The organism is Vibrio sp. 1151_11 (genome assembly GCF_029478525.1).
Taxonomy (GTDB): domain Bacteria; phylum Pseudomonadota; class Gammaproteobacteria; order Enterobacterales; family Vibrionaceae; genus Vibrio; species Vibrio anguillarum.
The window spans coordinates 19709-39399 of the sequence record NZ_SHMN01000027.1 but is presented as its reverse complement, the minus strand read 5'-3'; the positions used below and the strand labels follow the sequence as shown (position 1 = coordinate 39399).

Here is a 19691-nt window from a genome sequence, read left to right as displayed (position 1 = left end):
CGTTGTTGCTTTACACCCAGTCGATCGTTTCGCCAGCGTGTTTTTCACATTCTTGTTTCACCATCGCAATCAATTCCAGCCCTGTTTTTGAACAAATCCAGTTTTGGTCGATCAGTTTGAAATGGAAACCGCCTGACTTTGATGCCAGCCAAATTTCATGCATTGGCTCTTGGCGGTTAATAATAATTTGGCTGCGGTCATCAAATTCTAACGTCATCACATTGCCTGAGGTCTCGTAATCAATGTCGGCACCTGCGTCGTCTATCGCTTGTTCAATGATTTCTAGCTGCTCATCGACAAGTTGGTGAAATTCAGTATCGTTCATCCTGTCTATCCTATTGCTTTTCCTGATTGTGGTGCGATTATAGGGGGCATTGACTCAATAATCACGACATGCAAAATGAAAAAATCAATCGCTGCACTTTTTATGTTGTCACTCCTTGCTCTCGCAGGGTGTGGTCAAACCGGGCCGTTATACATGCCAGCAGAGCCTGAGCAGAGTGAACAACCTCAGCCATAGTCATTGATTTAGCTTAAAGGAAACGAATTTTGGATTACTTCAATTATCAGGACGATGGTCAGCTTTGGGCTGAAAATGTCGCATTAACAGAGTTGGCTGAGCAATACGGCACGCCTTTGTATGTCTATTCTCGCGCTACTTTAGAGCGTCACTGGCATGCTTTTGATAAGTCGGTAGGCGAACACCCTCATCTGGTGTGTTATGCGGTGAAGGCTAACTCAAACTTAGGCGTATTAAACACGTTGGCGCGTTTAGGGTCAGGTTTTGATATTGTTTCGGCAGGAGAGCTAGAGCGTGTTGTGGTGGCGGGTGGTGACCCGGCGAAAGTGGTATTTTCTGGCGTCGGTAAAACGGAAGCTGAAATGAAACGCGCGTTGGAGCTCAAGATTAAATGCTTTAACGTTGAATCAGAGCCTGAATTAGCACGTTTAAATAAAGTGGCTGGTGAGCTGGGTGTCAAAGCACCGATTTCACTGCGCATCAACCCTGATGTGGATGCACAAACCCACCCTTATATTTCAACCGGTTTACGTGACAATAAGTTTGGTATTGCTTTTGACCGTGCACTGGATGTTTATCGCTTGGCACAAAGCCTAGAGAATCTCAGCATTCATGGTATTGATTGTCACATTGGCTCTCAACTGACCGCCATTGCCCCTTTTATTGATGCAACCGATCGCTTACTTGCGTTAATTGATCAGCTTAAAGAGGAAGGGATCACCATTAAACATTTGGATGTTGGTGGTGGTTTAGGCGTGGTGTATCGCGATGAGTTGCCCCCGCAGCCTTCCGATTATGCCAAAGCCTTGTTGGCGCGTTTGAGTAACCATCAAGATCTCGAACTGATTTTTGAACCGGGACGTGCTATTGCGGCTAACGCGGGCGTGTTGTTGACGAAAGTAGAGTTTCTCAAACATACCGAACACAAAAATTTTGCCATTATTGATGCGGCGATGAACGATTTGATGCGCCCAGCGCTTTATCAAGCTTGGCAAGATATTGTTCCTGTTGTGCCGCGCCAAGGTGAAGCGCTAACCTATGACTTGGTTGGGCCTATTTGTGAAACCGGTGACTTCTTGGGTAAAGATCGTTCATTGGTCTTGGATGAGGGAGATCTACTGGCGGTTCGCTCAGCAGGAGCTTACGGTTTTGTGATGTCTTCGAACTATAATACACGTACTCGCGTGGCGGAAGTGATGGTGGATGGTGCACAAATCCACCTTGTTCGTCAGCGTGAAGCACTATCGAGCCTATGGGCATTAGAGCGTATTCTGCCGGAGTAAATTGAAGCATTATGCATTTCCATTTTTCTAAAATGCACGGTTTGGGTAATGACTTCATGGTCGTTGATTGCATTACACAAAACGTCTTCTTCTCCCCTGATTTGATCCGCCGCTTGGCGGATCGTCATACTGGCGTGGGGTTTGATCAGCTATTAGTGGTTGAAGCGCCGTATGATCCGGAAAGTGATTTTCACTACCGTATTTTTAATGCCGATGGCAGCGAAGTTGAACAATGTGGCAACGGCGCACGTTGCTTTGCTCGCTTTGTGCGGATGAAAGGGCTGACCAATAAGTACAGCATTGGAGTCACGACTAAAAAAGGCAAAATGGTTTTAAATGTTGAAGAGGATGATCAAATCACCGTCAACATGGGCATACCAGAATTTGAGCCTAATAAGATTCCATTTCGAGCCAAACAGGCAGAGAAAACCTACATCATGCGCGTTGAAGAGAAAACCTTGTTCTGCGGGGCGGTGAGTATGGGCAATCCGCATGTGGTGACAGTGGTGGAGGATGTGACAACCGCTGAGGTTGAAATTTTGGGTCCACTGCTTGAATCTCATGAGCGTTTTCCAGAGCGTGTTAACGCAGGCTTCATGCAAGTGCTGAATCGCAATGAAGTGAAGCTACGTGTTTATGAACGTGGCGCGGGTGAAACTCAAGCGTGTGGCAGTGGTGCGTGTGGCGCGGTTGCCGTTGGTATTCTTCAAGGGTTATTGGCGGAAGAGGTGACAGTACACTTACCTGGTGGCTCGTTAGAGATCCACTGGCAAGGGCCGGGTAAGCCACTCTATATGACAGGCCCTGCGACTCATGTGTTTGATGGTCAAGTCTCTTGTTAGGGTTAAGTAAGATAAGGAATCGTTTTGTCACACGTTGAAGCGGATGCACTCACAGCCGAAGTTGTGGCTGAATATTTACGAGATCACCCAGATTTTTTCCTCCAGCGTTCAGAGCTGGTTGACAGGCTCTCCTTGCCGCACCATCAACAAGGTGCGGTCTCTTTGGTGCATGTACAACTGAATCGTCAGCGTCAGAGAATTGAAGAGTTAGAGGAAGAGATCACAGCCTTTATGTCATTAGCGGCCAATAATGACCGCACTTTCCACGAATTTATGGATCTGCAAGAGCAGATCTTAAAATGTCATTCAATGCCGCAAGTATGCAAGGCAATAGAAAACAAAGCGCAAACCTTAGGTTTGGTAGCGTATATACGTTTACTGGCCTCGCCTGAAACCGATTATCAATTGACCCAAGAGCAATGGCAGCGTTTTGCAACTAACCATTTTAATGGCAAAAATGCTTATCTAGGGCGTATGAAAAAGTTGGATCGCCAAGCGTTATTTGGTGAACAAACCGCTGCGCCAGAAATGGGTTCGTATGTGGTGCTACCATTAGGTAAGCGCTCATCACAAGGCGTGTTAGCGTTTGCAAGTGAAGATGGCGGCCATTTTCAACCGAGCATGGATACCCTCTTTTTACGTCATTTGGCGTTAGTTCTCTCTCATTTAATTGAGACTCTACCTTGGCAACCGATTGAGCATGACCGAATCAGCCACACCTCTGCCTAACGGCTTACAGCAGCCCTTAACTCGCTTCTATGAATATCTGCGGAGCGAGAAAGGGTTGAGCTTGCACACCCAACGCAATTACAAACAACAGCTGGAAACCATGGCACAGCATTTAGTGCAGATGGGGCTGAATCAATGGCAACAAGTCGATGCCGCTTGGGTGCGGCAGCTGGCGAGCAAAGGGATGCGTGAAGGGATGAAAGCCAGCAGTTTAGCGACGCGTCTCTCTTCATTGCGCAGTTTTTTTGATTTCTTGATCTTGCGTGGTGAACTGACAGCTAACCCGGCCAAAGGCGTTGCAGCACCGCGTAAAAAACGCCCGTTACCGAAAAACTTAGATGTGGATGAAGTCGCGCAACTACTCGAAGTCAAGGATGATGATCCGCTATCAGTGCGCGATCGAGCCATGATGGAATTGATGTATGGTGCTGGGTTGCGTTTAGCGGAGCTCGTCAGCATTAATGTAAAAGACCTGAGCTTTAGCCGCGGCGAGATTCGAGTGGTGGGTAAAGGGGATAAAGAACGTAAGGTGCCTTTTGCTGGCCAAGCCAAAGAATGGGTGGCGCATTGGTTGAAAATACGGACGCAGTTTGCGAACGCTGATGAGCAAAGCTTGTTTGTTTCAAAGCTGGGTGTTCGTATTTCTCATCGCAACGTACAAAAACGCATGGCCGAGTGGGGGCAAAAGCAGGCGGTGGCTAGCCATATTAGCCCACATAAACTGCGCCACTCTTTTGCGACTCACATGCTTGAATCGAGCAATAATTTACGTGCTGTGCAAGAGTTGCTGGGTCATGAGAATATTTCGACGACGCAAATTTATACTCATTTGGACTTTCAACATCTTGCGCAGGCCTATGACCAAGCGCACCCAAGAGCACGTAAAAAGAAACAGAGCGAGTAACGCATGCACTTTTATCGCAATATCGGCCCCATTAAAGCGATGAGCTTTGATTTGGACGACACGCTGTATGACAACCATCCAGTGATCTGTCATGTTGAGCAGCAAATGGTCGTGTGGCTGCACACTCATCATCCGCTTTCCGCGACGCGTCCGATAAGTTGGTGGCAGCAACTTAAACAGCAACTGGCGCTGCAAGAGCCACTGCTCGGCCATGATGTCACTCAGTGGCGATTTAAGCAGATAGAACAAGGCTTAATTCAATTAGGTTATTCGCCGCAACTTGCTTTACAGGCTGCGCAGAATGCCATTGAAGAAGTGTTGCGGTTACGTCATTTAATCACGGTGCCAGAGAAGACGCACCGCGTGATGACCGAACTGGCAAAGCGCATGCCGTTAGTGGCGATTACCAACGGCAATGTTGACCCGCACAAAATTGGCTTGGGGCATTATTTTCAACAAATTTTTAAAGCGGGTCCCGATGGCTTGGCCAAGCCGTATCCGGATCTTTTTGACAAAGCGCAGGCTGCATTACAGCTACCTGCAGCATCGATTTTACACGTTGGTGATCATCTGATAACCGATGTGCAAGGCGCAAAATGCAATGGTTTCCAATCCTGTTGGTATAACGATCAAGGCCAAACCTTGCTCGCCAGTCGTAAGGCTAAAGTGTTGCCTGATATTGAAATCCATCAACTGGATTCATTACTGCAGCTTTAGGGCGTGACCGCTTTTATCCGCTTGAAAAGCCTTGAGATAGTAAGCGAAAAACGCGCGTAACTCTCTCGCATTATTTGCTTCTCCGAGAGAGTTGAGCAGCTCAACGCCCACTTCTAACGTGCATAAATGACCAGCATCTTGATTTCTCCTTAATCCATACTGAGAGATTTGATGTGGGGTGAGGTGTAGCTGCGGTAAATCGGATAACCAAGGGCTCTTATTGAGCATCTTCTTGGCTTCTTGCCATGTCCCATCCAGGATAATAAACACGATTTCTTGAGTGTCAGACGTTGAGAGAGATTGGTATTCGGTGAGCGATTGACTGCGCGTCGAAGGGAAAATAACCGCCGCGTTTAACTTCTCATCTAGAATTCTCTTTTGTAATGATTTCGCCGTAGAGACTCGGTCCCAGATGTACACAGAGGAATTGGGCAAGCTACGCAGCAGCAGCTTGCCAGTATTGGTCGCTCGATGCGGTTCATTTTCATGCATCAGTAGTGCAATGCGCAGTTGGCTATCCAGTGTTGGTTGCAGTGAACAGAGGCATTGATAGCTAAAATGGCAAGCTGGGCAAGGGCACGGTCTGGTCACTTATGGTGTCTCGATATTTTCAGAAAATAACGTTAAACCGCCATTGGCGATAGGGTAGAGTACATCGCCCACCTTCTCTTTTTCTGCTTTCAGTTGGTGGCCATTGCGAGTAAATATACGTTCGGAAAGCAGATATTGTTGCTGGTGGCGCGTCATGACAACTTGGATCTGATTTAGGTTTAATGGTTGCCAAAACCCCTTTTCAACGGTCGATGGTTGACCATCGTTGTAGTCATAATGAGTGCTAGCAGTATGATCCGCATTCAGTTGCAAACGAATCGTGAAATCCCTATTTTGGGTCGAAGTAGCATGATAAGCCCCAGTCCATGGAAGCGTCGCATCACTATTACCTAAGGTGGCACACCCCTGATAGCTTTTCTCACCGACTTTCAAGGTGGAACTCCAGCCGTACAGCGAGTCACTCATCCCGTCACTGCACATTTTTTGTGTGAGGAGCAGCGAACCTTGATTTATTTGGTACTCACGCTTGGTTTCAGATAGCTGACTTTTTGTGATAGCGAATGTTTGAGTTTCACCGCTGATGGTTTGAAAGTTAAGGTTTTTCCCTTCAAAGTGAATGGACCATGACGGTTCGTTGCCAAAAGCGCGTGTCGGTTTGAGTGGTTGATTGCAGCGTTTAGGATTTTCAGCACTGAGCATACTGATGCTGGTCACGTTGAAACGTGCGCTGGAATCGGCATCGAAGCCTGTGCGGCTTGGCGCTGATAAAGTACCGATGAGCTCTCCATACAAAGGCTGATAAGGCGAGCGAGCCAAACTCAAGGCTTGCTGAGTCTGCTGTGGCGTCAGTGCTAGCCAATATTGTTGATTGCTACCACAAGGTGTAAAGGTTTGCGCCTCATGACCTACCACGACTTCTCCACGCATAATAAAGGACTGTGCTTTGATTGAACTGGGTTTATCCAAACTCGCCATCGGTACGGCTGGTGGCTGTGATGCGTTGTGTGTCGCACAGGCTTGCAGCATTAATGTGGTCAATAACAGCGCGGAACAGTGAAGCACTTTCATAGCAGACTCTTTTTGGGCAATGCAACGAGGCTAGATTATGGCACAAAGGCGCTGGCAAATTGAACTGATGGGTGTGAATTTAACAACCCGCGGACAAGTATCAGAGATAAATTGCGAAGCCGTTATGAACAAAAAAACAGCGCTCAAATGGCGCTGTTTTTTGTGACCACTCGTTACTGCAGGCTGCTGTTACAATAAATGTTCACGCAAATAGTGAGCCACGGCGTCTTCTGCATTGCTACCAATCACTGTGTTATTCGGCAGTGCATTGAACACTTTTTGATGCGATGTGCCCATCACCAAGCCTTTACCAGCCATCGACAGCATTTCCACATCGTTCATACCATCGCCAAACGCAATACAGTTATCTAGGGTCAGGTTTAATGATTCTGCAACGGCTTTGAGCGCATCCCCTTTCGACACTTCTGCTGCCATCACTTCCAAACACCAAGGTGTTGAGAAGGCGACGTTCAGTTTGTCGCCAAAAATATCGTTTAAGCGTTCTTCAAACTGAGCTAATAACTCATGATCTTGCGCTGGGTGGGTGAAGAATATTTTGGCGACGCCCTCGGTAGGTGCGTTATTGACATCAAATACTTGGTAGCTAAAGCCGGATTCTTCGTGGAAATCACGCAGCGTTTCATCTTCTTTATTCAATAACCACGATTCATCTTGATAGATGTGAACAAAAATATCAGGGTTTTGCTTAAACACATCAATGACGGGCTGTACCAATTCTTGCGGTACATTTTTACTGTACATCAGGTTGTCATGTTGATCGTGAACGCGCGCGCCATTGGAAGTAATCATGTAGGCAGGAATGCCCGCTAACTGGCGAATACCCGCTACATCAACGTGATGGCGACCGGTAGCGAAGATGAAAGTAAAGCCTTTTTGGTGAAGTGCTTGCAGCGTTTGCTTGGTGAATTCGCTCAATTGGTGGTTTGGCGCAAGTAGTGTACCGTCGAGATCGGACGCCACGATATGAATCGCGTGCTCTTTACATTCGGTGGTCATAAAACCCTCATTATCATGGTCGATTTGGTTTGCAGATCGCAGATGGTGGAGAAACTTTGGTGTGGCTTAGTTTACGCCATCTTAAAGAGGAAAAAGAGGGTAAAACTCTCAATTGAAATTTCCTCTATTTGCTCAGTTCTAACATCGTGATCCAACCGTGTTCTCAAGAGATTGGAATTGTTTAAATAGCTCATCAAGTGCTTGGTTTCGATAGCGATCCTTTTCAAAAAAGAGCTCATGTTTTGCTCCTTCAATGATGACCAGCTTGCTAGATGGATTGGTTTTCGCCAGCTTAGTGACAAAGCGAATTTGATCCGCATTACTGATAATTTCATCCTGCCCTGCTTGCAAGATGAGTGTTGGTAACTTCACTTGACGAGTCATCAGTTGGCACAGCTTCGCTGCCATGAGCCCTTGCCATACCCAGCGCGTGCTAGGGCCGCCGACTTGCAATTCGGGTTTGCGTTGGTATAGGTCTCGAAACCATTGGTAACGCACTTGACTTTGACTTAATGGGTTGATCTCAAAAGGCTTTGCAGAATAGGCTTGATAGCCTGGCGCATAGGTTGGTTTGCTATACATCGCCGTCAGCACTTGGCTCAGTGTCATGGCGATAGGACGTAATTGCCATGGCATGTTGACACCAAACATTGGCGCGCTGAGCACCATAGCCGCAAATGGGTGTTGAGGATATGTTTGTACATACCTGGTCGCAATGGCACCGCCCATCGAGTGGGCGACGAGAAAACGTTGTGCATAATGGCTTAAGTCAAAGTGCTCAATGACACGCTGCATGTCTAAAATGTAGTCATCAAATTCACCGACATGGCCGATTTGTGGATCGTCGATTAATCGATCAGAAAGCCCTTGGCCACGGTGATCAAAAGAATAAATATCATAACCTTGTTGGAAAAAATCATAAAATAGCTCCTGATATTTCCAGCAAGATTCAATTCGTCCGTTGACGACGAAGATCGCCTTTGAGTGTTGAGGCGAGGTAAGTTTGCACCAATAAAGTTTTGTTTTATCAGCAGATTTGATAAAACCTTCTTCTCTGGAGTGCCAGAAATCGGCAATCGTGGTATTGATCACTTGCTCAAAGAAAGACTCTTGAGTATAAGGTGGGGAGTTTGGACTCGTCTGATTCATAGATTATTCTTATTGGACAGATTCGAGGAATAGTTCATTTTTAGGCTAGATTAGTCTAGTTGAGAGGAATTGCAATGGATACTCATGTTTGGCTTGCCTATGTGGTGACCGCGATACTGTTTAGTTTGGCGCCGGGTTCAGGTACGGTCAATTCCATCAGCAATGGCCTTAGCTACGGTACACGTAAATCACTAGCCGCGATTGTGGGTTTACAATTGGGGTTGGCTTTTCACATCATGTTGGTGGGAGCCGGAATTGGTGCCTTAGTGGCACAATCAGCCATGGCATTTAGTGTGATTAAGTGGGTTGGTGCTGCGTATCTGGTGTGGTTAGGTGTTCAAAAATGGCGTGATCGTTCAAGTATGATGACCAATGCAACGGCTCAAATGCAAACGAGTTGGTCTTTATTGCGTCGAGCGGTGTTGATCAACCTGACAAATCCTAAATCCATCGTCTTTCTGGTGGCGCTTTTTCCACAATTTATTGACCCAACCCAAGATCAGTTCATTCAATTGTTGGTGTTAGGCGTGACCACGGTAACCATTGATTCGATTGTGATGCTTGGTTACACCTCCTTAGCCGCACGAATGGGGCGCTTTATTCGTTCAGAGAGTGTCATGAGTAAGATTAACCGAGTATTTGGCTCGATGTTTATTGGTTGTGGAGCGCTACTGGCAGTGGCGAAGTCCTAAGATGGCTATGTCTCAATTATTAGTTGTTAATCACTAATGCATTATTCTTATGTCGCACGACAACCGATCTTAAATGCCAAGCAGCATACGCTTGGCTATGAATTGCTCTTTCGTGATGGGGAAAAAAACGCGTTTCCAGCACACATTGAGTCGAATCGAGCCACGTATCGCTTGATCGTCGAAAACTTTCTTGCGGTGGGGATCAATCCCAATATTCCCAAATCACGTTGTTTTATTAATTTTCCCTACAAGAGTTTAATTCGCCGTCTGCCTTTAACGTTGCCGCGAGAACAAATTGTGGTGGAAGTGCTCGAAACCTGTGAGCCGACGGATGAACTGCTTGAGGCGATTAAAGAGTTGTATCGGCGTGGCTATCTGGTGGCGCTGGATGACTTTGTGTATGCGCCAGAATGGGAACGCTTTCTGAGTTATGTGCACATCGTCAAGCTCGATATTATGGCGCTGGGCTTAGATCACGCTTGCGAGTTTGTACGTCAGCGTTTAGCGGAAGGCAGTAAGCGTCGTTATTTAGCGGAACGAGTTGAAACGGATCACCAGTTCACCGTGACACGTAATGCCGGTTTTAGCTTTTTCCAAGGTTATTTCTTTAGTAAACCAGAAATGATCAAGCAGCGTTATGTTGGACCAGAGCAGATTATCGCCTTGGAGCTGTTTCGAGAAGTTTGTAAGCCAAATGCTGATTTTGAACGGATTGAATACATTGTCGCGCAAGATGTAGCGCTCTCATACAAGTTGCTCAGATTCGTCAACACTATGTCTGATCGCTTATCCGTGCCGATTTCCTCTTTTCGTCAAGCCTTGGTCTATCTTGGTCAAGATAAACTCAAAACCTTTGTATCACTAGCCGTTGCTTCATTTGTCTCAGCTAAAAAGCCGAAAGAGTTGTATAACCTCTCTTTGCAACGTGCTCAATTTTGCCAATTAATGTCTGGGCATCCTTCATTTCGTCAACATCGCGAGCAAGCTTTTTTAATTGGTCTTTTTTCTGTGTTAGATGCCTTACTGGATATTTCAATTGAAGAGCTGGTTGCGCAGTTACCCTTGTGTGACGTGGTCAAACTAGCATTGCAAAAGCGTGAAGGACCCATTGGCGAGCTGTTGGCACTTGAGGAGTGTTTTGAGCAAGCGGACTGGCAAGGAGTGGAAAGCCATTGTGATCTGCTAGGGCTTGAATTAAATCAAGTCAGTGATGAGCTTTCGGCGGCGCAGCGCTGGAGTCAAGATATTCATCGTTTGCTGTAATAAATTTCGTGCGAATATAAAAACCGCCGTCATGAGCGACGGCGGTTTGCCCAAACTTGGGGTTTATTGCAGCCAAGCATTCAGCATCCATACCAGTTTCTCTTGTTCGCGGATGTAGTCACTCATCAGTGCTGAAGTGCCTTCATCTCCCGCCTGCGTCGCAATTTCAAGAATTTCTCGTTGCTGGTGGATCAATACACTGAATCCCTTAACCAATCCTTGCATGGTTTCTTGACCATTAGTTGCGTTAGTGTGTTCTGACACTTGTGCTGTTGCTAAATAGGCGCTGAAGCTATGCAACGGTTGATAACCTAAAGTCAAAACTCGTTCCGCTAACTCATCAATTTTGACCTGTATGTCAGTGTAAATCTCTTCAAATTTTGCGTGCAGTTCAAAGAACTCTTTTCCTTTGATATTCCAATGGTAACCACGAGTATTCATATAAAACACTTGGTAGTTAGCCAATAATTGGTTTAACGCTTGTGCAAGTTGTTGGCTTTGGTTGGTATCTAAACCGATCAAATTTGTTGTCATGTGTTCACCTCGTTGTCATGGATAAGTGATTTCTCTTGTTAAGCATTAGATTGCACCTTGAAGTGAACAAAATAAATTCGTTTTGATTGATTTATTCGATAGGTATTAGCTATTAATTATAATGGCATTAGTGATCCTTTACCGATAACTGACTTGCGGATTACATAGCCAACTATTTCAACTTTATAGTAGAAACCTTAAAACACTGTGGATAGGCACTATGACCAAACGAGTTATTTTTTTTGATTTATTGCGCTGTTTGGCGGCTGTAGCGGTGATCGGTATTCATGTGTTGGCCCCCTATCGGCAGCAACTCGGCGATATTCCTTTTGAGCAGTGGGTGGTTGCGGTTGGCATCAATAGTGTAAGCCGTTGGGCTGTGCCAGTCTTTATATTGATCACTGGAGCCTTAATGCTTAGTGATCGTCGCCCTTTTGATGCGCGTTATTATGTTCAGCGACGTCTTGGCAAAGTTTTGCTGCCATTTATCGTTTGGTCGCTCTTCTATGCTTATTTGTCCGGCTGGAGTGCGAGTGGATTTGATGGGCAAGTTGCAAAGGCGGTGCTGAGTAACAGTACGCACCACGCAACGTATTACCATTTAGGTTTTTTTTATTACTTTATCCCACTTTATTTTGTGATCCCTTTTCTACAACTGCTGGTCCGAAGAGTTGATGATAAAGCGCTGTACGCATTAGTTGCCGTGTGGCTGCTGACGACCACCTTATTTTTATGCGGTATTGATGGCCCTTGGAGCAATGAGCTATGGCTGTTTGCTGGTTATTTACCGTTGGGTTACTTGCTCTATCAGAAGGTGCCACTCAACCGGGTAACGCTATGTATGGCGATTCTGTTTGGCTGTCTGGCACTATTGACGACGGTATGGATGGTGGTTAGCCACAGTGTCGCAGCGGGTGAGTATACGATTGGTCGCTGGCTCTCTTATAAAACACTGAACGTCGTTTTAGCCGCCAGCATGATATTTATCGTGTGTCGATATTTTGCTGAGAGATTGCCCGCTCGTGCTAAGCAAGTCGTAAGTGTGATAAGCCAGCACAGCTTAGGCATCTATTTATTACATCCCATCTTTCTATGGCCTGTAAAAGAGTATGGGTGGGATCAAGGGAATCCCGCATGGGTGATCCCGTTATGGATTCTCGTAAGCGGCGCAGGATCACTGGCGGTGAGTATATGGGTTGCTCGCTCTGCAAAAACACGTTGGTTATTACCTTAACGCTTGAGTGCAAAGTGTAGAAACTTGTGTCCACAATAAGTCAGCATTCCTTGGTCGCCTGGGTTAAGTGCATGGTAATAATGCACGCCGACTTGAAATTCCCGCTTTGGGCCAAGTTTGCCTTTTTGGACGTAAATCCAGAACTCCTGATCCTCTTCCCCAGTGCGAGCATGAGGGATGACGATGGCTTGCTTGTCGATAATCGTGACATTAGCAGTGCGTTCGGGGGCGTTTTCGCCTTGCACATGGCGACGATAGAAATAGCTAAATACCCAAATAGCAGAGATAACTAACAAAGCGACAACGATAAGTAATGAAAGCGGCATGGTGAACTCCTTAGCGATGAAGGCGACATTTTAGCGTGCAACATATGGCAAAGGGGTGTTGCTTGCTACTAAAGCGTGAGTTTGATTGGTTTGACGGTTTTTTTTCCAGCGGATATCACATTTCCTCGGTAGGTTAGCGAGCAAAAATGCTCAACTATTCCGTGGGGAAGTATGATAAAAATAGATGGAGCGCCACCAGAGTTGGCACAGGAGGGCGATAATGTCAGATATTGAGAAAGTGGTTTTGCGAACGCGTCGATTGGAAAGCTTGTTGAGAGAGCAATATCACGCTGAGGGGAAGGGGTTACATCAATTGGTGACCAGCTGTGAAGAGCGTTTACCACATGATGTGGTGGGCAAGCTGAGGTTCATTGCCACTATTCGTAACAAAGTTGTGCATGAAGATAACTATCAGTTAGAAGATCGCAAAGCATTTCTTCGTGTGTGTGATGAATGTGAGAAGGAGCTGACTCCGCGCAGCGGTCGTTTTATTTGGCGCGTAGCCATTTCATTAATGACCTTAATCACGTTAGCGGCGCTTCTTTTTTACTATCTTCATTGGGAAGCCCTATCGAAACACGTCACAATGCCATAAATGGTATTAGGTTGTTTTACTCAATCGTTAGATAAAAAAAGAGGACACGAAGGTGTCCTCTTTTTTTATTGGGAATTAGATACTTAGTACATCATTGGCAGTGTCATTAGGCCTACGATAACCGCGATCATTACAAGTCCCTGTTTTTGAGATGAAGAAATCATAACACTGCTCCTTTATTCTGTGGTTTCATTCTATGAATATGAGAATAGCACTACTTTGTTTAGTTGATCAACCTCAATTTGATGAAGTATCCAAAATAACACCTTAACATCATCATATTTAGGGGATATTGGCAATGTTTAGTGCTTGTTTTGGTGTGTTTATATAATGTTCTTCTTGGTGCTGTTTTAATCTGTATTTATTTAATTGTTTGAATTTGTTTGATTTTATTAGGTTAATGCAATGTTGCTTGGATGGTTTTTTTTGGTTTTACTATCTTAGGTAGTCTATCATTGTCAGAGTTTGGTGAATTCTCATTTTTCGAGAAAAATTAATTTAATAATGAGATGTTCTCGCAAATAAAATTGGTTAAACCAGTTTTTTTGCTAGTTAGTAAGTCAGTTTTTGCTGTTTTTTTATTAGAGGATTTAAGTTCTGGTTTTTCTTTTAGTTTTTCCACTAACTAATTGTTTTTATTTTTGTTTTTATTTTAATAATTTCTGTTTTAGTGTCGTTTTTTGTTGTTTTTCCTTTGTTTGTGTATTGTAAATGAGTGGAATATCTCTGGGTAGCATTGTGGTGATTGAAAGTGAGGGTTAGTGAGTAAAGAGTGAGCTTTGATTGTTTTCGCACTCTTTGTTGTTGAATAAAGCCAACGTTCCGATTCGCTAGCAAGATCCAATTTTTGCGTTCATCTGCTGGACTTCAATGATGACATGCCTACACTGACCGCAGATTTTTAAAGGGGAAATGAGATGTGGAGTTGGCTCTCCGTTGCTTTGTCTGGATTCATTAGTATTTCGGCTGTTGAAAGTAACAAAATCAAGCAAGCGGTAATGTTTAAAACACTCAGTATGCTGTTATTGGTGGCGATAGTTCTAAACCATACCACGCAGCTCACTTCTCCTATCTTATGGGTCACGCTCGGTCTGCTTATTTCCGCAATCGCGGACACATTGCATCTGTTGCAACGCTACTCAAAACTCTGTTTTGCTAGCTTTCTTGTCGCACAGTTGATGTACAGTAAAGCCTTCTGGGCGCAACTTTCTGACACTATGGTGTGGTGGCTACCTGCCCTTTTGATTGCGACCAGTATTGTGGCTTTTTTCCTATTGCTGCCGCAAATTGACACCTTGATCTTTCCCGTAACCATTATGGGTATGATGTTAGTTCAGTTGGCGTGGGCGGCGGGAGAGTTGTGGCTGCAGACGCAAACAGTGCCTGCCTTTGCCGGGTTTGTTGGCTGTCTGGTGCTGATGCTCTCGGCCAGTTTGTTAGCCATTCACGATTACCGCAGGCCATTGCCTTGTGGGCGCTATCTTATTTCTGGCAGCTATTTATTAGCGCAAGCGTTAATCTCTGCCTCGGTGGCTTTGTAAACATTATCGCGTCATCTATATCGTTACTTTCAGGAGCATCGAAATCTCATGACTGGGCTGATATACTGCTGCCACTTTAAATTGATGTGAGTAGTGAGAGATGGATATTTTATCGGCGGCGACCATGCTTTTTTTGATCATGGACCCGCTTGGCAACCTGCCGGTCATGCTCTCCATCTTAAAACACCTTGATCCCAAACGTCGCCGTGTTGTGCTTGTGCGCGAACTTTGTTTTGCGTTGATCATTTTGATGCTGTTCTTGTTTGCTGGCAAAAACATCATGGGTTTTTTGCACGTGCAACCGGAAACTCTCAGCATTTCTGGCGGTATCATTCTCTTCATCATCTCGATTAAAATGATTTTCCCTAGTGCAGGTAGCATTACTGGATTAGCTGCGGGGGAAGAGCCCTTTATCGTACCGATGGCAATTCCGATGATCGCGGGTCCTTCGGTGATTGCGGCCTTGCTGCTTCTTTCGACTCAGCATCCTGACAAACTCCTCGAGCTGTCAGCCTCTGTACTGCTCGCGTGGGGCGCCACTTTCATCATTTTGATGTTCTACGGTTTCTTCCACAAAGTGCTGGGTGAACGTGGTTTAAAAGCGGTCGAGCGTTTGATGGGATTATTGCTAGTGATGATCTCAACGCAAATGTTCTTAAATGGCGTAAAAAGCTATATGGGGTTGTAATTTTCCGATAAAAAAGCCGCCTTTCGTGTGAACTTGAAGCGGCTTTTCCTATGTTGCTTTTTCTGTACCGTTAACTTACATCATGTGTTTACGGCGGATATCGAGCAGTGCGAAGACTCCAAATATCAGAATCGACCATTTTTCCCAACGGCTCATGCTGATCTTGTCACCAAAAGCACCGATAAAAATCAGCATTTGCAGTCCGTGCATAATGAACAAAAATGCCGTCATAATATAAAGTGCAATCGCCGCTTTACCGGGGAATGGCATGAAAATATTCAGTAATAGAATCAACCAAACAAAAGCAATCGCCGCTTTTGCAAGTACCAGTAACACTCTCATTCCGAGCTCCTCTCAAATAGTCGATAACTGACTTGGCCTGCGTTTTTCTCACGGTGCAGACGCCAATTGGCAGGAATACCTTCTAGCGCCAACTCTTTTTCCGTCTCAATATAAATTAGCGCTTCATCGGCAAGCCAGCCATTTTGTTCTAAAAGCGAGACGGCTTCGCTTAATAAGCCTTGTCGAAAAGGCGGGTCGATGAACACCAGATGGTGAGGCGTCCCTTGCTGCTTGAGAAAGGCCAGTGCATCACTATTTATCGCTCGCAAGTTAGTTGCGTTGAGCGCACCAATATTGTGTTCAAGCTGTTTGAATGCCGTCGGGTTGAGCTCAATCAGCGTCACGGCTTGTGCTTGCCTTGAGGCAGCTTCAAACCCAAGGCTGCCAGAGCCTGCAAATAAATCTAAGCAGTGTGCACCAGCGATCTCCTGTGCTAACCAGTTAAAAAGAGTTTCTTTGACGCGATCCGTTGTGGGACGCAGACCTTGGGCATCATGAACAGGCAGTTTTCGACCTCTCCATAAGCCACTAATAATGCGAACAAAGCCCGTTGAAGGCTTATTTTGTGATGAGTTTTGTTGGCGACGTCTTACCATAGATTTTTTGACCGCTAATAAAGTGATACTATACCCAATCTGCCAACCCGAAACGGGTTTGGTATAGCCATTGAATTTCAATAATGACAAAGTTTACCAATCTAATTGGAAAGTTTTCACTGCTTTGTCATTTTTCTTTTTCTTACGAGGGATAATCCTTCAAGAAAAGGGTCGTAGTTAGTTAGGTAGATCTAGGATATCCCCAGATGACGGAAAAAAAGAAACGTGGATTACTCTCTTGGCTCGGTTTTGGTGACGAAGAATCAAGTAAATCAACCAGCGAAACAGAACAAGTGCTTGAGCCATCTACGCTTGTCGAACCAGTTGATGCTGAGCAAGAACAAGAAACGACGGCAGTTGCTCAACCCATCGAAGAGCCACACACTGCGCTAGCAGAAGCAGAAGCAGAAGCAGAAGCAGAAGCAGAAGCAGAAGCAGAAGCACGAATTCAAGAGCAAGAAAAACCCAGCGAGAGTTTTTTCGCACGCTTAAAACGCAGCCTTAGCCGAACCAAAGCCAATATTGGTGCGGGTTTCTTTGGCCTGTTTAAAGGCAAGAAAATTGATGATGAGCTGTTTGAAGAGTTGGAAGAGCAACTGCTGATTGCCGATGTTGGGATGGAAACCACACTCAAAATCATCAGCAATCTGACAGAAAAAGCCTCTCGCCACGCGTTGAAAGATGGAGAGGCACTCTACGGTTTACTGAAAGACGAAATGGCCGACATTTTGGCTAAAGTAGAGCAACCGTTAGTGATCGATAGCCAAAAAACGCCCTACGTTATTTTAATGGTCGGCGTCAACGGTGTAGGCAAAACGACCACGATAGGTAAGTTGGCCAAACAGTTTCAAGCTCAAGGTAAAAAAGTGATCTTAGCGGCGGGCGATACTTTTCGTGCGGCGGCTGTTGAGCAGTTGCAAGTGTGGGGCGAGCGTAACAATGTACCTGTGATTGCGCAGCACACTGGCGCAGACAGCGCATCAGTGATTTATGATGCGATTGAGGCCGCCAAAGCACGTGGTGTGGATGTGGTGATCGCCGATACTGCTGGTCGCTTGCAAAACAAGAGCAACCTCATGGAAGAGTTGCGTAAAATTGTGCGCGTCATGAAAAAAATTGATCAATCAGCGCCGCATGAAGTGATGCTGACGTTAGATGCCGCTACTGGGCAAAACGCCATCAGCCAAGCAAAACTCTTTAGTGAAGTGGCCCCGGTGACTGGGATCACCTTAACCAAGCTGGATGGCACGGCGAAAGGCGGCGTTATTTTTGCGCTGGCCGATCAGTTTGAAATTCCGATCCGCTTTATTGGGGTTGGCGAAGGGATTGACGATTTACGTCCGTTTGAAACGCAGCAATTTATTGAAGCTCTGTTTAGCCGCGAAGAGTAAGTGTGCGTGGGTGCTCAATGAGCACCTCATCATCCAATGGAGACTGGTGAGAGGAATAGCGAGTGATTAAGTTTCAACAAGTCAGCAAAGCGTATCGCGGAGGCCGTCAGGCGCTGCAAAAGGTCGACTTTCACCTACGCCGAGGAGAAATGGCGTTTTTGGGTGGGCACTCCGGAGCCGGTAAAAGCACCTTGTTGAAGTTAATCTGTGCGATTGAGCGTCCAACCGATGGGCGCATCAGCTTTAACGGTCACGATATTACGCGTATTCCCAATCAAGATATTCCCTTTTTACGCCGCAACATCGGCATTGTGTTTCAAGATCATCGCCTGCTGATGGACAGAACGGTTTACGACAATGTGGCATTGCCAATGCGCATTGAATCGATTTCAGAAAATGAAATTAAGCGTCGCGTCTCAGCCGCGCTGGATAAAACTGATCTATTAGACAAAGCACGCTGTTTACCGAGCCAACTTTCTGGAGGTGAGCAGCAACGAGTGGGTATCGCAAGAGCGGTCGTGAACCGACCTACCTTACTGCTGGCCGATGAGCCTACGGGTAACTTAGACCCAGAGCTTTCTAACCGTGTGCTTAAACTGTTTGAAGAGTTTAACCGTGCCGGAGTCTCTATTTTGTTTGCGACGCACGACATCAGCTTAGTCAACACGCGTCCTCAATATCGTCATTTAGAACTTAACCAAGGTTTTTTAAGCGAGGTAGAAGACTATGGCCGTTAAGTCGTCGAATAAAAGGAACGCGAAAGCACGTGAACCGAAACGGGCCAAAACCGATAGTTTTTTAGCCATCCACTTTAAGCAGGCCAAGGCCTCATTTTCAAGTTTATGGTCACGCCCACTCGGCAATATTTTAACGCTCGCCGTTATTTCGATGGCGCTTGCGATGCCAGCCTGTATGTACCTGCTGAGCAAAAATATCGCGTCTGTAGCCAATAATGTCACCAGCCCTGCTCAGATCAGTGTCTATCTACATGAGCGCACACCTGAAGCACGAATTATGGTGTTGAAAGATGAGCTAGAAAGTTTGGCCGATGTCGCCAGCGTGGAGTACATCTCACCGCAGCAAGGATTGGATGACCTGAGTCAATACGCCGGGTTTGAACAAGCCATTAGTTTATTGGATGATTACGCTTTACCTGGCGTGCTTATTGTTACCCCGCAGGTTGAGCAGCAAGAGCAAATCAAAGCGCTGGCGAAAAAAATACAAGCAGAACAAGACGTCACGGATGTTCGCTTGGATGAAGATTGGCTTGCTAGGTTAAACGCCATTCGAACTTTAGCGGCGATCATTGTCGCGAGTTTATCGGTATTGATGTTGGGCGCTGTATTTCTGATTGTGGGCAACACCTTGCGCTTTAACGTACAAGCCAATAAAGAAGAGATCCAAACCATGAAATTGATCGGTGCCACCGATCGCTACATTTTGCGCCCTTATCTCTATGCTGGCATGTGGTTTGGCTTGTTGGGCGCATTCGCCGCTTGGCTGTTAACCGCTTTTGTGACTATTTTATTGAACGGTGCTGTTGAAGATCTTGCCCTACTGTATGACAGCCGTTTTCGTCTTATTGGCCTAAGTTGGGATGAATCCTTACTGCTGTTGATGCTCGGTACTTTCTTAGGATGCGTAGCGGCAAAAGTATCTGCGCAGCGTCATTTAAAAGAAATTGAACCAGTTTAGTTGAATATTGTCA

The 19691-nt window shown here is 45.7% G+C and carries 24 protein-coding genes; 15 read left to right on the top strand and 9 right to left on the bottom strand.

Annotated elements, in window-relative coordinates; translation table 11 throughout:
- Positions 1 to 10: 10 nt before the first annotated feature.
- Positions 11 to 325 carry an iron donor protein CyaY gene (gene cyaY, locus EXZ60_RS16260; RefSeq protein ID WP_010319878.1) on the bottom strand — a complete coding sequence of 105 codons (315 nt, stop codon included), beginning with the start codon at positions 323 to 325 and terminating at the stop codon, positions 11 to 13.
- Here cyaY and EXZ60_RS16255 point away from each other — a divergent pair.
- From EXZ60_RS16255 to yigB, 6 genes are read left to right on the top strand one after another with little or no spacing between them, the layout of a single operon-like run.
- On the top strand, positions 305 to 520 hold the full coding sequence (locus EXZ60_RS16255) for a lipoprotein (RefSeq protein ID WP_170889752.1): 216 nt from the start codon (positions 305 to 307) through the stop codon (positions 518 to 520). The two genes, cyaY and EXZ60_RS16255, sit on opposite strands and share 21 nt — an antisense overlap.
- Before the next feature lie 29 nt (positions 521 to 549).
- On the top strand, positions 550 to 1803 hold the full coding sequence (gene lysA / locus EXZ60_RS16250) for a diaminopimelate decarboxylase (RefSeq protein ID WP_277435966.1): 1254 nt from the start codon (positions 550 to 552) through the stop codon (positions 1801 to 1803).
- A gap of 11 nt (positions 1804 to 1814) precedes the next feature.
- On the top strand, positions 1815 to 2645 hold the full coding sequence (gene dapF, locus EXZ60_RS16245; RefSeq protein ID WP_010319875.1) for a diaminopimelate epimerase: 831 nt from the start codon (positions 1815 to 1817) through the stop codon (positions 2643 to 2645).
- 24 nt (positions 2646 to 2669) lie between these two features.
- Complete coding sequence (locus EXZ60_RS16240) at positions 2670 to 3374, top strand: DUF484 family protein (RefSeq protein WP_019281077.1); 705 nt, start codon at positions 2670 to 2672, stop codon at positions 3372 to 3374.
- A complete protein-coding gene (gene xerC / locus EXZ60_RS16235; RefSeq protein WP_010319873.1) occupies positions 3346 to 4278 on the top strand; it encodes a tyrosine recombinase XerC in 933 nt (310 codons plus the stop codon). The genes EXZ60_RS16240 and xerC overlap by 29 nt, the downstream gene beginning before the upstream one ends.
- Positions 4279 to 4281: 3 nt before the next feature.
- Positions 4282 to 4995: a 5-amino-6-(5-phospho-D-ribitylamino)uracil phosphatase YigB gene (gene yigB / locus EXZ60_RS16230; protein ID WP_277435965.1), complete on the top strand. Its 714-nt coding sequence runs from the start codon at positions 4282 to 4284 to the stop codon at positions 4993 to 4995.
- Here yigB and EXZ60_RS16225 read toward each other — a convergent pair.
- From EXZ60_RS16225 to EXZ60_RS16210, 4 genes are all read right to left on the bottom strand, one after another.
- Positions 4981 to 5586: a DTW domain-containing protein gene (locus tag EXZ60_RS16225; protein ID WP_277435964.1), complete on the bottom strand. Its 606-nt coding sequence runs from the start codon at positions 5584 to 5586 to the stop codon at positions 4981 to 4983. The genes yigB and EXZ60_RS16225 overlap by 15 nt on opposite strands.
- Positions 5587 to 6615, bottom strand: coding sequence for a hypothetical protein (locus EXZ60_RS16220; protein ID WP_277435963.1), 1029 nt, complete (start codon positions 6613 to 6615; stop codon positions 5587 to 5589). It lies immediately after the preceding gene.
- A gap of 189 nt (positions 6616 to 6804) precedes the next feature.
- Positions 6805 to 7632 (bottom strand): Cof-type HAD-IIB family hydrolase, encoded by an 828-nt coding sequence (locus EXZ60_RS16215; protein WP_013855511.1) that lies wholly within the window; start codon positions 7630 to 7632, stop codon positions 6805 to 6807.
- Between the two features lie 138 nt (positions 7633 to 7770).
- Positions 7771 to 8781, bottom strand: a complete 1011-nt coding sequence (locus tag EXZ60_RS16210; RefSeq protein ID WP_277435962.1) for an alpha/beta fold hydrolase — start codon at positions 8779 to 8781, stop codon at positions 7771 to 7773.
- A gap of 74 nt (positions 8782 to 8855) precedes the next feature.
- Here EXZ60_RS16210 and rhtB point away from each other — a divergent pair, with 74 nt between their 5' ends.
- Both rhtB and EXZ60_RS16200 read left to right on the top strand, forming a co-directional pair.
- A complete protein-coding gene (gene rhtB, locus EXZ60_RS16205; RefSeq protein ID WP_026028289.1) occupies positions 8856 to 9473 on the top strand; it encodes a homoserine/homoserine lactone efflux protein in 618 nt (205 codons plus the stop codon).
- A 36-nt stretch (positions 9474 to 9509) separates the two neighbouring features.
- On the top strand, positions 9510 to 10736 hold the full coding sequence (locus EXZ60_RS16200) for an EAL and HDOD domain-containing protein (RefSeq protein ID WP_013855508.1): 1227 nt from the start codon (positions 9510 to 9512) through the stop codon (positions 10734 to 10736).
- Between the two features lie 63 nt (positions 10737 to 10799).
- On the opposite strand, the gene EXZ60_RS16195 is transcribed toward EXZ60_RS16200, so the two are convergent.
- Positions 10800 to 11270 (bottom strand): Dps family protein, encoded by a 471-nt coding sequence (locus tag EXZ60_RS16195; RefSeq protein WP_013855507.1) that lies wholly within the window; start codon positions 11268 to 11270, stop codon positions 10800 to 10802.
- A 220-nt stretch (positions 11271 to 11490) separates the two neighbouring features.
- On the opposite strand from EXZ60_RS16195, the gene EXZ60_RS16190 reads away from it, so the two are divergent.
- Positions 11491 to 12504, top strand: coding sequence for an acyltransferase family protein (locus EXZ60_RS16190; RefSeq protein WP_088720703.1), 1014 nt, complete (start codon positions 11491 to 11493; stop codon positions 12502 to 12504).
- Here the strand turns inward: EXZ60_RS16190 and EXZ60_RS16185 are convergent.
- Positions 12501 to 12830: a DUF2500 domain-containing protein gene (locus EXZ60_RS16185; RefSeq protein ID WP_088720704.1), complete on the bottom strand. Its 330-nt coding sequence runs from the start codon at positions 12828 to 12830 to the stop codon at positions 12501 to 12503. The two genes, EXZ60_RS16190 and EXZ60_RS16185, sit on opposite strands and share 4 nt — an antisense overlap.
- Before the next feature lie 220 nt (positions 12831 to 13050).
- Between EXZ60_RS16185 and EXZ60_RS16180 the strand changes: the two genes are divergently transcribed.
- The 3 genes from EXZ60_RS16180 (at position 13051) to EXZ60_RS16170 (ending at position 15654) form a co-directional block, all read left to right on the top strand.
- Positions 13051 to 13425, top strand: a complete 375-nt coding sequence (locus EXZ60_RS16180; protein ID WP_026028288.1) for a hypothetical protein — start codon at positions 13051 to 13053, stop codon at positions 13423 to 13425.
- Between the two features lie 917 nt (positions 13426 to 14342).
- On the top strand, positions 14343 to 14966 hold the full coding sequence (locus EXZ60_RS16175) for a lysoplasmalogenase (RefSeq protein ID WP_013855503.1): 624 nt from the start codon (positions 14343 to 14345) through the stop codon (positions 14964 to 14966).
- A 100-nt stretch (positions 14967 to 15066) separates the two neighbouring features.
- On the top strand, positions 15067 to 15654 hold the full coding sequence (locus EXZ60_RS16170) for a YhgN family NAAT transporter (RefSeq protein ID WP_017048588.1): 588 nt from the start codon (positions 15067 to 15069) through the stop codon (positions 15652 to 15654).
- Positions 15655 to 15729: 75 nt separating this feature from the next.
- On the opposite strand, the gene EXZ60_RS16165 is transcribed toward EXZ60_RS16170, so the two are convergent.
- Positions 15730 to 15996 carry a DUF1145 domain-containing protein gene (locus tag EXZ60_RS16165; RefSeq protein WP_010316906.1) on the bottom strand — a complete coding sequence of 89 codons (267 nt, stop codon included), beginning with the start codon at positions 15994 to 15996 and terminating at the stop codon, positions 15730 to 15732.
- Entirely contained in the window at positions 15993 to 16592 is a 600-nt protein-coding gene (gene rsmD / locus EXZ60_RS16160; protein WP_029388401.1) for a 16S rRNA (guanine(966)-N(2))-methyltransferase RsmD, read from the bottom strand. The genes EXZ60_RS16165 and rsmD overlap by 4 nt, the downstream gene beginning before the upstream one ends.
- 206 nt (positions 16593 to 16798) lie before the next feature.
- Between rsmD and ftsY the strand changes: the two genes are divergently transcribed.
- From ftsY to ftsX, 3 genes are all read left to right on the top strand, one after another.
- Entirely contained in the window at positions 16799 to 17983 is a 1185-nt protein-coding gene (ftsY, locus tag EXZ60_RS16155; protein WP_047690012.1) for a signal recognition particle-docking protein FtsY, read from the top strand.
- Between the two features lie 62 nt (positions 17984 to 18045).
- Complete coding sequence (ftsE, locus tag EXZ60_RS16150; protein ID WP_277435961.1) at positions 18046 to 18720, top strand: cell division ATP-binding protein FtsE; 675 nt, start codon at positions 18046 to 18048, stop codon at positions 18718 to 18720.
- The gene (ftsX, locus tag EXZ60_RS16145; protein WP_013855492.1) at positions 18710 to 19678 is read left to right on the top strand and encodes a permease-like cell division protein FtsX; all 969 of its coding nucleotides are present in this window, start codon (positions 18710 to 18712) and stop codon (positions 19676 to 19678) included. Before ftsE ends, ftsX begins: the two co-directional genes overlap by 11 nt.
- The last annotated feature ends 13 nt before the right edge of the window (positions 19679 to 19691 follow it).

Excerpts from the sequence above, each read along its gene's own strand:
- EXZ60_RS16200 (WP_013855508.1), top strand. The coding sequence starts at position 9,510 with ATGCATTATTCTTATGTCGCACGACAACCGATCTTAAATGCCAAGCAG.
- rsmD (WP_029388401.1), bottom strand. The coding sequence starts at position 16,592 with ATGGTAAGACGTCGCCAACAAAACTCATCACAAAATAAGCCTTCAACG.
- EXZ60_RS16195 (WP_013855507.1), bottom strand. The coding sequence starts at position 11,270 with ATGACAACAAATTTGATCGGTTTAGATACCAACCAAAGCCAACAACTT.
- EXZ60_RS16165 (WP_010316906.1), bottom strand. The coding sequence starts at position 15,996 with ATGAGAGTGTTACTGGTACTTGCAAAAGCGGCGATTGCTTTTGTTTGG.
- EXZ60_RS16190 (WP_088720703.1), top strand. The coding sequence starts at position 11,491 with ATGACCAAACGAGTTATTTTTTTTGATTTATTGCGCTGTTTGGCGGCT.
- EXZ60_RS16210 (WP_277435962.1), bottom strand. The coding sequence starts at position 8,781 with ATGAATCAGACGAGTCCAAACTCCCCACCTTATACTCAAGAGTCTTTC.
- EXZ60_RS16185 (WP_088720704.1), bottom strand. The coding sequence starts at position 12,830 with ATGCCGCTTTCATTACTTATCGTTGTCGCTTTGTTAGTTATCTCTGCT.
- EXZ60_RS16175 (WP_013855503.1), top strand. The coding sequence starts at position 14,343 with ATGTGGAGTTGGCTCTCCGTTGCTTTGTCTGGATTCATTAGTATTTCG.
- ftsY (WP_047690012.1), top strand. The coding sequence starts at position 16,799 with ATGACGGAAAAAAAGAAACGTGGATTACTCTCTTGGCTCGGTTTTGGT.
- EXZ60_RS16220 (WP_277435963.1), bottom strand. The coding sequence starts at position 6,615 with ATGAAAGTGCTTCACTGTTCCGCGCTGTTATTGACCACATTAATGCTG.
- EXZ60_RS16170 (WP_017048588.1), top strand. The coding sequence starts at position 15,067 with ATGGATATTTTATCGGCGGCGACCATGCTTTTTTTGATCATGGACCCG.
- cyaY (WP_010319878.1), bottom strand. The coding sequence starts at position 325 with ATGAACGATACTGAATTTCACCAACTTGTCGATGAGCAGCTAGAAATC.
- EXZ60_RS16215 (WP_013855511.1), bottom strand. The coding sequence starts at position 7,632 with ATGACCACCGAATGTAAAGAGCACGCGATTCATATCGTGGCGTCCGAT.
- rhtB (WP_026028289.1), top strand. The coding sequence starts at position 8,856 with ATGGATACTCATGTTTGGCTTGCCTATGTGGTGACCGCGATACTGTTT.
- xerC (WP_010319873.1), top strand. The coding sequence starts at position 3,346 with ATGACCGAATCAGCCACACCTCTGCCTAACGGCTTACAGCAGCCCTTA.
- yigB (WP_277435965.1), top strand. The coding sequence starts at position 4,282 with ATGCACTTTTATCGCAATATCGGCCCCATTAAAGCGATGAGCTTTGAT.
- dapF (WP_010319875.1), top strand. The coding sequence starts at position 1,815 with ATGCATTTCCATTTTTCTAAAATGCACGGTTTGGGTAATGACTTCATG.
- EXZ60_RS16180 (WP_026028288.1), top strand. The coding sequence starts at position 13,051 with ATGTCAGATATTGAGAAAGTGGTTTTGCGAACGCGTCGATTGGAAAGC.
- ftsX (WP_013855492.1), top strand. The coding sequence starts at position 18,710 with ATGGCCGTTAAGTCGTCGAATAAAAGGAACGCGAAAGCACGTGAACCG.